Genomic DNA, 15,302 nt, shown 5'->3' with positions numbered 1-15,302 from the left:
AGTTTAGAGACTCAATGTTATGTTTGAATTGTTGATAAATCCCGCTCCTAAATATGATGAAAGCCTGGCAGGTTACTTACAACGCTTAGGTTATAGTAATGGTCTCGTGAATGGCGAAGTATTAGAATTATTTAAAAACTCCACCGATGATGACGTATATGAGTGGTTGAGTTGTGAGCAGAGACCTGTTAGTTGGCAGGCCACGGTCGATGAACTGCGAAAACCTTCCGTTTCCAATCAGAAACCATGGTCGTTTTCTAATCCTAAGTACTGTCCGATTTGTCTATTGTCGGATTTTTATTGGCGTGAGCTATGGGATCTAACTCTTTATACTACGTGCACAAGGCATGGAGTTTCACTTTTATACGCCTGCCCCTTCTGCGAAGGAAAAAACAACCTTAGTCTTCTGAAAGCAAAGAGTTGTTCCCGCTGCGGGCACTCAATATCAAATATTAAAAATTCAATCGAGGTTGTTGATCAGGCGAGGCACTGGCTTTCTACACAATTGGAAAAGCTATTTCGAAAGATCGAAGTAAATGAAGTAAAGGACTTTGACGCGCTCAGTTATGAACAACTCCACCAATTAGCCTTTCGTATTGGTGTGAGGGCGCTGAGTCTAGACCAATCTATTACGTTAAAAGTCCCAGTGCAGGATGCGTTAAGCATCGTTCCCGAATTAGCGAGTGCTGCCGGTAAAGTTTTCATGGGCTGGCCAAATGCTTTTTTTCAGCTTCTTACGGATTTAAAGCAAGTGAGGCAATCAAAAATTTCCTGGCAATTGGCCTCTGCATTCGGGCCGATTTATAACGACGTATATATGTTTTTAAACGACAAATTTTTCGATTTCGTCAGAAACGAATTCGAAGGCTATGTCGTTTTGAATTGGGATGGACCGCTTGCAAAAAGGAACCGCCGCTTAAATGAGTGCACTCTGCTTGAGCATCGCTGGCTACCCCTCAAAAAAGCCGGACGCATGACCGGACTTCCCGAAAGTTTTCTACGAAGAGTGCACCTTTCAGGAGAACTGGAAACGAGAGAGTTTCAATACGCATGCGGAAAGATAACTGCGGTTGTAGATATAGAACAAGCACGCAAACTATCAGCAGACGTCCGTGAACCCCTAAATTTAAGAGAATGCTCCCGACTGCTTTGGCTCAGTAAAAAACGAATTGAACAGTTGATAGCGGCTGGTCTGTTAAAGACCTCTGGGGATGCGCCGAAACGCGGAGAACGATGGTTAATTCGCTATGATTCGATACTTGACTTAGTGCCTGCTGGTTTTTTGCATGTATCTGGTGATGATTTTATAACGATCTCGCAAGTCGCAAAGCACTACCTACCTACAGCTGATGGATTTCCCCAGTTGATGAAAGCAATCAAGTCAGGTGACGTTTCTGTTTTTTGCGGTGCAGATTCTGAAGCTGTAAATATTGGCAAGTGGCTGGTCTCTTCTCAGGAGATCAAGGCTAAGGCAATAATATTTCATACACCGCCTCGACCAAATGATTTTTCCGTTGGTGAGGCTGCCAAAATTTTGGGTGTGAAAGAAGAAGTTGCTTATGCACTTGTTCGCGGTGGTCAATTAGGAAGTGAAACAGTTCAATGTTCCAGGCGATCAGCACAATTAGTTAGCTATAAGTCGATAGAGCATTTTCAAAGGAATTACATACTTGCTCCAGAAATTGGAAGGGTTTTGAAAATGTCGACAATTAGCGTTCGCCATTATCTGCGTAAGTGGGGATTTAACCCTATTGCGGGACCGAGCCTTTTAAGAGTGCAATGTCGTCAAAATGTTTGGAGGAGAACCAAAAAACTTTCGGCTCTTCTTGTTTCATTAGAGAAGAAAGCTGATAAGTAGCCATTAACTTTCCTCTGCTACCAGCTATAGCGGAATATTTTGTTAGTTCTGCATCGTAATTAATACGAAATTTAATAATTGTTAAGAGGCTATTATGGTAGACGATTCTTTTATCCCAACCACCCTAGTAGGTATCAAGATACTTGCCAAAGGTATTAAGCGTGAGCACGAAGTCCCGCACCACCTCGCACTTGATATGGCCTTCCAGAAAGCGGGCTATCGAGATTACAAGGACACGCGGAAAGTACTGTCCTCGCAACCACCAGAGCCCTGAGCCCCTGACAGCACAATCAGAAAGTACAACTACCACTTAGGTAGGTTCAATTACCAGTGAGGGAGAGAGCGCATCGGCACTAATCCTGGTTGTGTGCTCAGCCTGTCTAGAAAAACGCAGCTATCAGCCGCCTGGAATTAGGTTGGGTGTGCTGACGCTGACTGAAGTTTTCTAGCGACACAAAAAAACCCATCAGAAGATGGGCTTTTCTTTCAGGTGTCTCCGAGAGGAGGTTTTCACCCACGAACCTCGGAGCGAGCTTCTAAACCGTATTACCCAGTTCAGTTTTAGTCAATCTTGGATAGCAACAACGATGGCTAAGGTCACTTTGATTCGGCGGAGGCCGGTTGAGATTGCATGGTGTCCAGAAAATCGGGGGTAATTCACGCCTCCAACAAGCTCTGCTGACCTGGTACCTAAACAATCATCAGATCAAAGTGCAGCAGGATGTCCGATGTTTATCTAGGACCGGTCTCGAAGCCACGGGAATGAAGGAACATAAAACCTAAGTCGTTTGGACCTACGTCAGCGGCCTCATTGACGGATAACGACTTCTTCAGAAGGTACACCTCTTTGATGAGTTGCGGTGGATGTCCCGGGAGCACGACCATGGGCATTAACAGGTAAGCCTCGGCCTTCTTGTAGTCTGCCAAAAACCTTGAGAGATTGACCTCATTCGCAGGCTCCATTGTCATGGAGCGTACCGTCAGCATCGGCGTTCGCTGGTGTTCTTCATCTCTTTGGATGTTTGAGGTGATAGCCATTCCGTAATGTGGTGGATGCTCTGAGGAAAAATGGCGAACAATCTCGATGAGAATCTCATCGTTCTTATCAACTGTCCCGAATCGGTCTCGCCACCGCTCAAAAATTTTTACGCCCGCATCCCGATTTCTGAACATTAGCGCCATGAACGGCGGTGCCGCTGGATGAAGCGCTCCATAAGCCACGCCGGTCCAGCCAGCGCGGTCCCAAAGGTGGACGTCGATCACCGATTTAACTACTACACCGCGATGGTCCGTAAACTTGGGAGGTTCTGCCTCGTGGGGTCTTGGTTTCTCGGGTTGGACAACTGCTTTGGCTGACTTCGGATCTCGTCTTACCTGCGGCCTAGTTGGAGTGGCCTCGAACGTTTTTAGTGCATGTTTTTCCCATGACTCAAGGCGTGCCACACCATTGAAAATGCGCTCCCGACTAAAACAGAGCGAACCGATCATCGCGACCCGTTCCATTGCGGCATCTGCTTTGAATAGCTGGTCAACGGCATCTTCGAAATTCTTGGCAGTGCAAGTCGCAGAAAAAACTGTGGCCGCGACTTCTAGCAGCATGGAGAGAAAATCACTATGAACCGCCGGGTTCCACGGAAACATATTCTCAGGCCAGCGGACGGTCACGCTCATCCGATCTAAATCAGCTGCCACCTCGAAACACGCGATGTCCGCTTCGATAATTTTGATTTGGAAACGCTCTGTGTGAGCGAATGCTTCTAGCTCGAACGCGGTTGCGAAAAAAGCCTCGATCGTCCCGGCAATGGCTTCGGCGACGGTTATACTTACGTCGGTTGGTTCATGTCGAACATGTACCTGAACGCCCAGTACCAAGGTGGAATACTCCTGAGCATTCGGGCCGTTGAAAATTGGCGGTCGCCACCTCGCATCACCTGCCGGCTGTCCCGCTAACTGATTGAAAAAGACTTCAACAGCTTCAGTAGTTTCGCTTTCGGGTATCCAGCCTTCCTCTCTTAGAACGTCCTCGTACCCCAGTAGGTATAGCAGGGTAGTTCTGCTCACATCCAAGCCTAATCCTGCGAGAACATCAGGAATTGATTCCAGCCTTGGAATATCTTCCCTGGAGAGGTTCGCCAGATGACAGGCCAGTACCATGTCATGGTCTTTCAACTGCTCGGCGGCGCGCTTCTTTGCTTCTTCACCGAAAGGCAGAGAGTTCATGCAGCCCCGCGCAATCTGAATAGTTTCCAGCAATTCGGGGAAGTGCTTAAGCTGGCATGCTTGCCATGCTGCATTCATGAGCGCCGGGAACACGATTAACGGGAGCTCTCCATCCTCTTCGCCTTCAATAAAGAGGATCGCTGCTGCTGAGGTGCAGCTTGCACGTGCTGCCCAAAGTAAGCCTGCACTTTGATAAGCAAGTGCCAGTTGAAGCTGAGCGTCGGCAAAGTCTTGCGCATTCTCCTTTTTGGAAAGCAGACGGACGGCTTTGCCCAGAAGCCGGATCATCTCCATTTTCTCGTCGAAGTCGAGCTGCTTAGCGCGATTGAGCAGTACCACCGCGCCTTGCACCTCTCCGGAGCGTTTAGCCACGAAGTCGGAGAGTTGGTCTACGAGCATTCGGTAACCGCGATCTTTGCCTGCGGCCTCGCCAAACACTTCGATAAGCCTCACCAGGCGCTTGGCGTTGAACTCTCCTAAACCTTCAGCCTCGACAAGAATGTTCGCGAACTGCGGCCACAGCGATGAAACCCGCTCCGGCTCTCCAAATGTTAAAGCTTCGTTGAGCTGGATAGTGAGCAGAGAGGTCCTTGCCTCAAGCGCATTGTTGGGGCGGCTGCTGTCGCTCGCCAGTTCGGCAAGACGGGAGGACAATCGGGCGATCCGGGGCTGTAGTTGTACCTCTTCCGGCGTACGGTGGCGATGAATGACGGTGTTGAAAAGCAGTTGCAGGAGGTTGCAGAGCATCCCGAGGTTTATCGAATTCTCATCTTCGATGACCCGATTCTCGAACCCGTCATACCCATCGAGAATCGCTTTGAGGTCATCAAACCACCAAAACTCTGTCCAAAGCGATTCGTAACGTGCGGTGAGCTGCTGTCGATACGTTCCTCCATCGTCCGCCAGGCGGACGGCGCGAAGGAATCTGCCATCCACATCCGTTCGCGGCAGCTCCAGCTCGCGCGCCAATGTTGCTGCCAGAAGTGCCTCCGAAGCGCGCTGCATTTTCATCCCAACAAATGCAGAAGGGTCTTCAAGCTCTCGCTCAATGTCCGCCAGTTGCTGCTTACGTGAATAGTCCGATGGGCCTAGAACCAGATCGTCCGCTTCGTCACCGATTTTCAGGTAGTTGAACGCGAGGTCTAGGCGGTTTTTATCGATAACCTCATTGATGATCCAAGCTCGGTCATGAATGGTCACCTGGACACCGTGCAAACGGCTCAGCTCATCTTCTACACGGGCTCGATCCTTCGCACGCGCAGCTCTCGACGTCACAAAAAATATCTTGGTGTAACCGCGGTTTGTCGCCACGATGCCATTCACATCGGATCTAATCTTGTCGGCCCAAGTTTTTTTTGCGCTGAAAGCAAAAGCCCAGCGTTCGGTGCCGCTATTTGCCGTACCAACAAAGGTCAGAGTGCTGATTTCATCAGAAACTGGAGAGGTCTCGGTGTCGGCTTTGCTGTCACCACCGCCCTCCGGCCCAGTTGCCGGTCTTAGGTTTGGACAAATCGTCCGCTCGCAAAGCTTGCGGCAGAACAATTCAAAGTCATGCGTCTGATTACGCTCAGTGATGGTCTCCAAGTGATGAGACAGGACCTCAGCTTTGAGCTGGTGTTTGATCTTGCGGGTAGAGTCGGAATAGAGCTCGGGTCGGATCTGACGCATGAACTGGGAGGGCGAGACGACCTTATCTTCAGCCTTCATCTGCATCACGTGGGGTCCTTTTTGGTGAGGCGTAGGCAGTTATTGACTATATATACCGTGACGCGGCGCCAGGTTAAATAGGATCCACACTCAGTCGAGGCATTCAAGATCCCAGGCATCTTCGCCCATCAAGAAGTTTGTGACATATTCCTGCTGCTCTTTGAGGGTAGTACGGTCGTGAGCCCAGCCGAGATGCGTGTCTACAAACTCTCCTTGCGTATCGTCGATGTAGTAAGCCGTACGTGCTTTCGCCAACGTGTATAGGTTGATGAGCCGAGCACGTGTATGCGGCTTAAGTCGATCGTACACCGTTACGTTAGGATCGCTGGAATACACCAATCCTTTACCTGGCGCGATTGCGATGATGAGCAGCAGGTCTTTCAGATAATGCCCCCAGCGGGATGGGGGGTAATCTGACGCGAGCAAGCAAGGTGGCTCCCAGCTATATTCCCGCATGTTCGCTGCCGCAAGGCCATCTGAAAACGCCTCGTCAATCAACGGGACTTGTTCGTTCTGGGCAAGCAAAAGTAATGACAGCACACCCAGAGAGCTGCTTGCTTTGAGGTAATCTATAACTTCATCAATTGAGCGATGCGAGGACCGCTGTCCGTCTTTCATCTCCTTCCTGAACAGCTCAAGCTCTTGGCGGACATCCATGGCTTTGAGGATGTCTGGGTGGCGAGCCTCCATCAGTGTCAGCGTGTTTGCCAATTGCCGACGGTCGCCCAATTCCCAATCTTGAACACTGCTGCCACGCGCCTTCTCGATGATTTTATGACCCGCTTCATCAATCATAGGGGTGATAAAGCTGGATTCGACCTCAAATCCTCCATCTGCAAAGTCGAGCCGATAAAGGTCTTGGATCGAAGCAGTATGCTTTATGGCCACCGACTTGATTTCGATCGCACCGCTCGAAGGCAACCGGCGATAACGGTAAATTCTGCCATTTTCGTGTTGCCAAGCTTTGAGGAAATGTTGAGGGACGAAGTGATGATTGCGTGGAGGGTTCGGCATTTAGTAGAGCTCTCTAGTACGAGTAGCACGAAGCTAGGTCGGCCCACAATTAGATCAGGTGAAGACGGTTATCGAAACGCTCATTAATGGATTAAGGGTGTTCTTGCTTACTGTTCGGGGGCCTGGAATCAGTTTGCTGCTCTCACGCAGTTAGTCCGACGTTTTAGCCTGACAAGCGAAAATGGCACAAAAATCCGGGTTCAAGGGCTGTGCGCGAACTATTACTGCGTTAACCTCGCCCAATAGTAACGAGCATGTGTGCCTGTTACCGCATTGAGGAAGGAACCTGTGCGCATCGAGTCGATCACGATCTCTGGCTTTCGCTGTTTCGGCCCGAATGAGATTTCCATTCCAATCTCAGACGAGGTCACTACGATCGTTGGCCCTAACGCTGCGGGTAAAACTGCGCTTTTGCAGGCCATGTCGAAGCTGTTTGGGGTTACGCGGGCGCAGCGCACCGTATCACTTTCCGATTTCCACCTAGCTCCTGGAGAGGATCCTGAGAGCCGCGATTCCAAAGAGCTCTTCATCGAGGCGATCGTTGCCTTCCCGGAATTGTTGGACGGGTCTGCAACCGCGGAAACCATCGCCCCTTCATTTCGGCACATGCTGATTACGAGAGCAGCCCAGGCGCCCGTTTGCCGAATGCGGCTTGAAGCACAGTGGGATGACGACGGTACACTTGAGGGAGAGGTGTCACAGAGTCTTTTTTGGATCGATTGCTTAGATGACGAGCCCGCAGAGGACAAATACCAACCGGTGGCAGTGACCGATCGGGGCCTCATACAACTTTATTACACCCCTGCAAGTCGAGACGCCGCCGGCCAAATCCGAGCAACTGCCGGCACGCTGGCAGCCCGTCTCCTGAGGGCCATTGAATGGTCCTCCGACACCGAAGACAAAGTGCAAGAGGCGACTGAGAGCCTTACTGCTGCGTTTGAAGGCGAGTCTGCGATCACGGCAATTACCGAGGCTCTGCAAACACGCTGGGCAGACCTGCATGACGACGCTTCCAATACCAAGCCTAGGCTCAGCCTGGTGAGCCGACGTTTTGAGGAAGTGATCAACAAGATCGCGGTCATATTTGAGCAGGGACCTGACGGGCGAGAAAGAGGTATTGAAGCCCTCAGTGACGGACAGCAGTCGCTTTTTTATTTTGCATTGGCCGCCGCCGTTTTTGACCTAGAGCGTGAGGTCGTTGAAGGTTTTGTGGACGGTTTTCGGGAGGATGCACTCCATATTCCTGCGCTCACACTGTTTGCTCTTGAGGAACCAGAAAACCACCTTTCACCCTACTTCCTTGCTCGCATCATCCGGCAGGTTCGATCGTTGACTGAGGCCAGTGGTGCGCAGGCCATAATTACGAGTCATTCGCCGGCAGTTCTTAGCCGAGTCGAGCCAAGCGAAGTCCGTTACTGCCGCTGTAACGCAAAGACTCGCGTATCTAATGTGAAGCGAATTGAGCTGCCAACTGATGATGTAGAGGTCAGCAAGTTTGTGCGTGGTGCCATATTGGCCTATCCCGAGCTGTACTTCGCGCGGTTTGTCCTGCTCGTTGAGGGTGATTCGGAAAGGATCGTCCTCCCTCAACTCGCCGAAGCGCTTGATCTGCTCATCGACCCAGCTTTCGTCGCGATCGTCCCTCTCGGTGGAAGACACGTCCAATATTTCTGGCGCTTACTTAAGGGGCTAGGTATTCCTTACGCAACTCTCTTGGACTTGGATCTCGGCCGTGATGGTGGAGGTTGGGGGCGAGTAAAAACAGCTCTGGAGAAGCTTATTGAGTTCGGTGAACCTAAGGACAAAATCCTCAAAGTCACATCCGGCATTATGACTGACGCAAAGTTGGCCGGAATGCACAAATGGAGCAACCGAGGTGACCACTCCAACCTGTTGGGTTGGATGAATAGGCTGAAGAAATACAACGTCTTCTTCTCTGCGCCGCTGGACCTTGATCTGGAGATGCTAAATGCCTTCCCCGATGACTATGCCGCCGTAATTCCTAAAGGGGGTGGTCCTCGTACGACCGCAGACAAGGCTGCAGAGGTTGTGCTGGGGACTTCAGGTCCAGGACTTTCGGTATACACGGGACCCTATGAGGATTACCCGGCATTGTTTCCGAGTTATCGTTACCACTTCCTCACCCATAGCAAGCCAGCCACGCATCTTGCGGCATTGACGCGTGTTAGTAAGGCAAGCCTAACCGCAGATATGCCAGCAGTTCTGGCTGAGGTCGTTCGACATATTGCAAGCTCCCTGAGGCGAGACTGATCATGGCCGTTTCGTCACGCCGAATAGCTCGAGAGGATTGGAAACCCGTCGGGGTCGAAGCTCTGGAAGCGAATGCGCTGAAGGTGGTCCGTTCGAGAAAAAATCGCTCGATTATTGCCGGGCCAGGCACTGGCAAGACAGAACTGCTCGCGCAGCGTGCCGCCTTTCTCCTGCAGACGGATACTGCTCCTTCCCCACGACGCATTCTGGCTATCAGCTTCAAACGTGATGCGGCATCTAATCTGGCAGCACGCGTACGTCAGCGCTGCCATCATTCCCATGCAAAACGCTTCGATTCCATGACGTTTGATGCGTTTGCAAAAGGATTGGTCGACCGCTTCGGTCAGGCATTACCTGACCGCTGGAGGCCAAGACCCGATTACGAGATCACGACTCACACGGAGCGAGATTTTCGCGATTACCTCCATGACCTTCCACCACCACCTGCGGTAATCGGAACAAGAAATGATGTGCGTGAGATAGGGTCTAAAACCTTTGAGCGTCGGCACCTGCTCGGCTCACCGTTACCTGTAGAAGGATGGCCAGACCCAACTGTAGCGCAATGGGCGGCAGATGCGTTCTGGCGAGTGTCGCTCCACGGCGGTGGCAAAAGCGTGCTGTCTTTTCCAATGATTGGCCGTCTCGCTGAATTGCTGCTGCGAGTCAATCCGATGGCGCGAGATGCATTGCGCCTCACCTATTCACATTTATTCATGGACGAATTCCAGGACACCACCAGAGTTCAGTACGATCTGGTAACTACGATTTTTCGAGGCACAGAAACCATCGTGACTGCTGTCGGAGATAACAAGCAGCAGATCATGCGTTGGGCAATGGCGATGGATGATCCTTTCTCTGCATTTGATGCTGATTTCGGAGGTGTCCGGACTTCGCTCTTCAACAATTATCGATCTTCGCCGGACTTGGTACGTATTCAGCACGTGTTGGCCCAGGCGTTAGATGTACAAGCTGTGCAGCCGATATCTCAGACTGACGGCACAATTGACGGAGAAAGCTGTTCAATTCTCGACTTCCCGAGTCCGAAAACTGAAGCGTGTCATTTAGCGCAATCAGTAGCGTCATACATTGCCGACCTGAAACTGACTCCTCGAGACTTCGTCATACTGGTTCGACAAAAAGCGGGAGAATATGCAGAAATCTTGGAACCTGCCTTCGCGAACGAAAATCTGGCGCTGCGTAACGAAGCTGGAATGGTCGGCAAAGTAATGCTGCAGGAGCTGATGACAGAGGAAATCTCGAAGTTGGCGGTCAACTTTCTCCGCCTATCAATGACTCCGAGAGCGGGAAGTTATTGGTCGACTTGCCAGAATTGGCTCGCCTCAATGAGAGGGATCGATGCCGATGACTCAATCAGGCAGAGTAGGCTCGCTCGTGTGTTGGACACCTATGCAACCGAACTGGCTGCACGCTACTCCCTCCCCCCGAGAAGTAAGGTGGCCTCACGCGCACTTGTTGATGACATCCTAAATTTCGTGGGTGTAGAGCATGTGATCCGTTTCAACGCCGCCTATGGCCAAGGGAGCTGGCTAGAAAAAGTGTTAGACGCAACGGCGGAACATCTTTTATCCAGCTCGCTCCACAGTAAGGACTGGTCCCACGCCCTCGACATGTACGAAGGCGTGCACGCAATTCCTTTAATGACGATCCACAAGAGCAAGGGCCTTGAGTATCACACCGTTATCTTTGTCGGACTGGATGATGGCGCTTGGTGGAGTTTTTCTCAGGATGAAATTGAGGCCACGGCAGGATTTTTTGTGGCTTTCACCCGTGCTAAACAGCGGGTCATATTCACTTACTGTGCTTCGCGGGGCACACGAACAAAAATTGCAACGCTTTACGAGCTGCTTACTAAAGCCGGAGTCCAAATCACGACTGGATCGAGTTGATCATTTCCAGGTGACATTTCCAGACAACGGCATCGTGTGTTGACGCTGATGAAAAATCACACAGCTGCCGAGAAATAGTTGATCCAGATACGGGACGATGCTTGGTTTGTGCCGGTCGCCGCTAGAGCATGAGGATGTTATGGCCTTTTGCCTTCCCGATGTGATATTGCTTTGCACTCAATTTGACTCGCGAAGGAGATGCGAATGTCTGGTTCTGGCGGTAGCTATCTGGGTCCATCTACACCCACCACTTCCTGCGCGGCACTTCAGTTTGATACCCAGCTAGCTTCACCGAAAGCACAGGTGGTTGGGCAGCTGAGCGTCAACGACATCCTCGACATTGTCTTTTCGCAGTCGGGTAACCAGCAAGTCGTCTCCGCACTTTGGAACGGCGCTGATGCAGGAGGGATTGTCGATCCACATCTGAATCAATTGCGAAGCTGCATGAGCCAGGGTGAACAGTACCAGGCACGTGTGCTGCAACTTGGTGGAGGTCAAGTACGCCTCCGGGTTTACCACGTTTAATTTCGAGCAAGGAGAGCTCTATGATCACAATTGTAGGAGGCGTCTACCGAGAACGGTGCATGCGCCCGGCCTGGGACGATATTTATGGCTCGGCAGGGAGAGCAGCAACTGCTATCGCCCGTTTCGGTGGACAGGCGGAATTACATGCCTGTGTAGATAGCAACACCCAGATTGTCGTTGATGCTCGCGCAGCCGCAGAAGGGTTCCAGTTCAATGCTACAGCTGCGCAGGCAGGGGTTACTTTCGAGTACATCCATGGCCTCGCCAATCCAGATATTCGACGTGACACCCACGTTAAATCGGAGCTCCAGGTTCGCGCCGAGAAGGTGCTTCGATTCGGCATGATCGATGGAACGGCAGTGGTTGATGCTGAGTACGTGGTGTTTGACCCACAGAATGCCGATGGTACGGAGTCCTTTGGGGCCAATGGCTCTCAAGCAAAGCACTTGGCTTTGGTCTTGAACCGCCACGAGGCCAATCTGTTGGTGCCCACTTCCAGTGGGTTGACCGCACAAGAGCTCGCAATCGTGCTTGCCGAGCAGGAGAGCGCGGAGGTAGTTGTCATCAAGATGGGGCCGTTGGGTGCCTTGGTGTATGAAAACGGCGCAATCTCGACGGTACCTGTATACCGCACTGAGCGGGTATGGAAGATCGGCTCAGGAGATACCTTCGCTGCCCACTTCGCATTGGGCTGGATGGATAACGGCCTTTCGGCTCACGATGCAGCCTCGGTTGCCTCCGTTGCGACGGCCTTTTATTGCGAAAATCAAGGCTTCCCCGACCAGGCCTTGCTTGCTGACTTCAAGCCGTACCCACTGCAGCCATCAGCTCGGTATCGCGATGGCTACGCCCCTAAGGTGTACCTCGCAGGGCCATTCTTTACCCTCGCAGAGCTGTGGATGGTCGGGCAGGCTCGCAGAGACCTGCTGGCAATGGGGCTGGATGTATTTTCCCCATACCATGACGTAGGTCTTGGCTCTGCTGACGACGTGGTCGAAAAGGACCTTGAAGGGGTGCGCGATTGCGACGTTCTACTTGCGATTGGTGATGGGCTTGACTCGGGCACAATCTACGAGATTGGCTACGCTCGGGCATTGAACAAACCTGTCGTTTTCTACGCAGAAAATGAGTCCGAACAGGACAAGAAAATGATGGAAGGCTCCGACTGCCGCATCACCGATGACTACGTCAGTGCGATCTATCAGACGGTCTGGGAATCGGTAGTGCTATGAAGACAGGATTATTGTTGTCTGGTGGGATGGACTCATTGACGATTGCCTGGTGGAAGCACCCGGACATCGCGTTCACCATGAACTACGGTCAGCTTGCGGCGCAGGCCGAGATCGAGGCTTCTAGGACGATCTGCAAACAGTTGGAAATCCCTCATCATGTGATTGAGATTGACTGCCGCCAGCTGGGCTCGGGAGATATGGCAGGCAGCCAAGCCGACAGCCTGGCTCCAGCCTCGGATTGGTGGCCGTACCGGAATCAGATGCTGGTTACACTCGCGGCGATGAAGGCAATCTCGTTCGGCGTAACGCACTTGTGGTTGGGCACCGTGAAATCGGATGGCTTCCATAGGGATGGCTCGCCCGAGTTCATGTCGGCGATCAGCCATCTGCTATCCCTGCAGGAGGGTGGCATGGTGGTGGAAGCTCCTGCAATTGAGCTTTCTACTGCTGAGCTTGTCCGTAAGTCTGGCATCCCTGCGAGTCTTTTGGCCTGGGCGCACAGCTGCCACAAGTCGCATGTTGCGTGTGGCAACTGCCGTGGCTGCAACAAATACATGGAGGTGTTTCAAGAGGTGGGGTATGACTTGGATCGACCTGGGTGACCCAACTCCAAGGCTGGCTCCTGAGCGGTATGAGCCTCTCGAGTGGGAAATTGGTGATGTCTGCCCGCTCCCTGCTTCCTCGGAGGCGTTAGACCGGCCGTTCGGCGAGGTTTTGGATGCGCGTGCGTCGCATCGCGAGTTCGGCGTCGTCTATGACCTGCAGCTCGGAGCCTTCCTCTGGCATGCATGCAGAACTCGAGGATCCGGTACGTCAAACCTAGGTTTTGATCTGGAGCATCGAGCGGCCCCCTCGGCTGGAGCGATCCACCCTATACATATCGTCGTTAAGCGGCCCGAAGATGATCGATGGTGGATGTATGAGCCTAGGGCCCACCAACTGGTGGAGCTCCGACATTCGACCGGCAAGCTTGCAGGCCTTTATGAACTCAGTCTGCGGGTTCTGGGCGGTGATGAGGCAACACGAATTCTGTTTCTGGCCGAGCCCGGAAAAACATTGGGTAAATACCAAGATGGATGCAGCCTTGTTTGGCGTGACGCGGGGGTGCTACTCGCGGTCATGGCATTAACTGCGACAGCCCAGGGACTCAACTTCTGTCCGCTGGGTATCACCGGTGAGCCTTGGGCCAGTACCCTAGGCGATCAGGGAAAGTTGGCTGGGGTTGGCCTTGCTCTTCTTGGGTCTGCTACGAGAACCTGAATCAGGTGCGTGGTGCCCCATGCCCATGATGCTGTGCACCGTGGCGGGCGATGACATCATCTCCAACCACATCAGGGCATCGAGCTCCGATGCCCTGACGCCAAGTCCTTTACTGAAGCGGATGAACTGCTCTTCCAGCTCCAGATAGTGTCGCTCAACGGTCAAGTTGCTCTCGAAGAACCTACCCAGTAGCCCGGCACGGAGAATGTGGATGTCCAGGATTGCTACGTCGTCCGCATCCAGCCAGTTACGGGCAACCCACGATGCGGTCTTGTAACCAATGCCTGGAATATCCAGCAGCCAGTCGCGCAGCGCTTTGCCGGAGCCTAACGGAGGCCGTTCAGCAGACAGCTTCTGAAGAGCCGCGCTGAGGTAGCGAGCCTTCTGTGTGGCGAAGCGGTACCGCATTTGGCGACCATCGATAACAAGGGGCTCTTTCAGCCACTCGAGCAGGCTTTCTTCTGAAGGTGGTTGGTCGCCAAAGGCACCGCGTTCTTTGACGTGGTGAAAGGCGGCGAGCCCGACGCTAGCGGGGATCCCATGCCCCCCCAACAAGCACGCGCCAACTTCTTCTTTCAGCGTTGCCCCGAGCTTGTAGTTGATCCGATCGCCAGTGAGACGGCGTGCGTACACTTGGTATGCCCAGTAGGCAGGAGTTGGGAACGCCTCCATGGCTCCCCACGGGACGCCCGGAATAACTTCGGCGTCTGCTTTGGGCAGCTCGACATTGAAGACCGCTTGGTCCATGAAAATAGCGCCTAATTGCATCAGGCGGCCTCCTCGGCAATGCCGTAGTGTTCCTGCATCCATTGCAGTAACTCGTGTCGCTCAATGGGATCTAGGCTCTCGATACGAGTACGGAGCCTGGTTTGGCGACGCTGAATGGTTTGGCGGTCTCGGAATGTTTCGCCCATGTATCGACTGTCGTGCAAACGGCTGGGAGGTTCGAAGTTCATCCACACCGTCTCCTCGCGCAGCTCTACATGGGTCTTAGCTGCAAAACTCACCTTGCGCCACCCGATGAGCTCGCGGTTGTAGAGATCACAGTCATAGCCTGAAAGCATCACATTGCAAGGTAATGCGACCAAGCACCGCAGTAAGCGGATGTGGTCTTCTTCCGAGTAATCGCATCGATAGACCTTCGCTCGGCGGCGGGTTTCAGGGACGTAGGGGGGATCAACATAGACCAGCTCCTGGCCTTCGAACGAATACCCTTCAAGGAACGCAACTGCATCGACTTGGTGGAGTTCGCAGGTATCTGGAAGCTTCGCTCGCCAAAGCTCAATGACTTTGGCGTCGAGGTCCAAG

Annotated in this window: 11 protein-coding genes; 7 read left to right on the top strand and 4 right to left on the bottom strand. The window is 52.5% G+C overall.

Going from position 1 to position 15,302, the window contains the following annotated elements:
- The first annotated feature begins 19 nt into the window (after positions 1–19).
- Positions 20–1,858, top strand: a complete 1,839-nt coding sequence (locus tag CRN80_RS08560; protein WP_098949969.1) for a TniQ family protein — start codon at positions 20–22, stop codon at positions 1,856–1,858.
- Positions 1,859–2,590: 732 nt separating this feature from the next.
- Here CRN80_RS08560 and CRN80_RS08550 read toward each other — a convergent pair.
- Positions 2,591–5,791: a hypothetical protein gene (locus CRN80_RS08550; RefSeq protein WP_098949968.1), complete on the bottom strand. Its 3,201-nt coding sequence runs from the start codon at positions 5,789–5,791 to the stop codon at positions 2,591–2,593.
- 84 nt (positions 5,792–5,875) lie between these two features.
- The gene (locus CRN80_RS08545) at positions 5,876–6,799 is read right to left on the bottom strand and encodes a DUF4238 domain-containing protein (RefSeq protein ID WP_098949967.1); all 924 of its coding nucleotides are present in this window, start codon (positions 6,797–6,799) and stop codon (positions 5,876–5,878) included.
- A gap of 288 nt (positions 6,800–7,087) precedes the next feature.
- Between CRN80_RS08545 and CRN80_RS08540 the strand changes: the two genes are divergently transcribed.
- The 6 genes from CRN80_RS08540 (at position 7,088) to CRN80_RS32090 (ending at position 13,994) form a co-directional block, all read left to right on the top strand.
- Positions 7,088–9,070 (top strand): ATP-dependent endonuclease, encoded by a 1,983-nt coding sequence (locus CRN80_RS08540; protein WP_059396749.1) that lies wholly within the window; start codon positions 7,088–7,090, stop codon positions 9,068–9,070.
- 2 nt (positions 9,071–9,072) lie between these two features.
- Positions 9,073–10,977, top strand: a complete 1,905-nt coding sequence (locus tag CRN80_RS08535) for a UvrD-helicase domain-containing protein (RefSeq protein ID WP_059396750.1) — start codon at positions 9,073–9,075, stop codon at positions 10,975–10,977.
- 204 nt (positions 10,978–11,181) lie between these two features.
- The gene (locus CRN80_RS30515) at positions 11,182–11,502 is read left to right on the top strand and encodes a hypothetical protein (protein ID WP_138183508.1); all 321 of its coding nucleotides are present in this window, start codon (positions 11,182–11,184) and stop codon (positions 11,500–11,502) included.
- Between the two features lie 20 nt (positions 11,503–11,522).
- Positions 11,523–12,734 carry a PfkB family carbohydrate kinase gene (locus CRN80_RS08525; protein WP_098949966.1) on the top strand — a complete coding sequence of 404 codons (1,212 nt, stop codon included), beginning with the start codon at positions 11,523–11,525 and terminating at the stop codon, positions 12,732–12,734.
- Positions 12,731–13,336: a 7-cyano-7-deazaguanine synthase gene (locus CRN80_RS08520; protein ID WP_059396753.1), complete on the top strand. Its 606-nt coding sequence runs from the start codon at positions 12,731–12,733 to the stop codon at positions 13,334–13,336. Before CRN80_RS08525 ends, CRN80_RS08520 begins: the two co-directional genes overlap by 4 nt.
- Positions 13,251–13,994, top strand: a complete 744-nt coding sequence (locus CRN80_RS32090; RefSeq protein ID WP_138183507.1) for a nitroreductase family protein — start codon at positions 13,251–13,253, stop codon at positions 13,992–13,994. Before CRN80_RS08520 ends, CRN80_RS32090 begins: the two co-directional genes overlap by 86 nt.
- On the opposite strand, the gene CRN80_RS08510 is transcribed toward CRN80_RS32090, so the two are convergent.
- Together CRN80_RS08510 and CRN80_RS08505 are read right to left on the bottom strand one after the other, a co-directional pair.
- Positions 13,929–14,762, bottom strand: a complete 834-nt coding sequence (locus tag CRN80_RS08510) for an 8-oxoguanine DNA glycosylase (RefSeq protein ID WP_098949965.1) — start codon at positions 14,760–14,762, stop codon at positions 13,929–13,931. The two genes, CRN80_RS32090 and CRN80_RS08510, sit on opposite strands and share 66 nt — an antisense overlap.
- Positions 14,762–15,301 carry a DNA adenine methylase gene (locus CRN80_RS08505; protein WP_256588899.1) on the bottom strand — a complete coding sequence of 180 codons (540 nt, stop codon included), beginning with the start codon at positions 15,299–15,301 and terminating at the stop codon, positions 14,762–14,764. The genes CRN80_RS08510 and CRN80_RS08505 overlap by 1 nt, the downstream gene beginning before the upstream one ends.
- Between the last annotated feature and the right edge of the window lies 1 nt (position 15,302).

This window comes from Pseudomonas sp. FDAARGOS_380 (assembly GCF_002591235.1).
In the GTDB taxonomy this organism is placed as follows: domain Bacteria; phylum Pseudomonadota; class Gammaproteobacteria; order Pseudomonadales; family Pseudomonadaceae; genus Aquipseudomonas; species Aquipseudomonas salmasensis.
The sequence above is the reverse complement of the archived record's forward strand: the minus strand, read 5'-3'. Positions and strand labels throughout refer to the sequence as shown.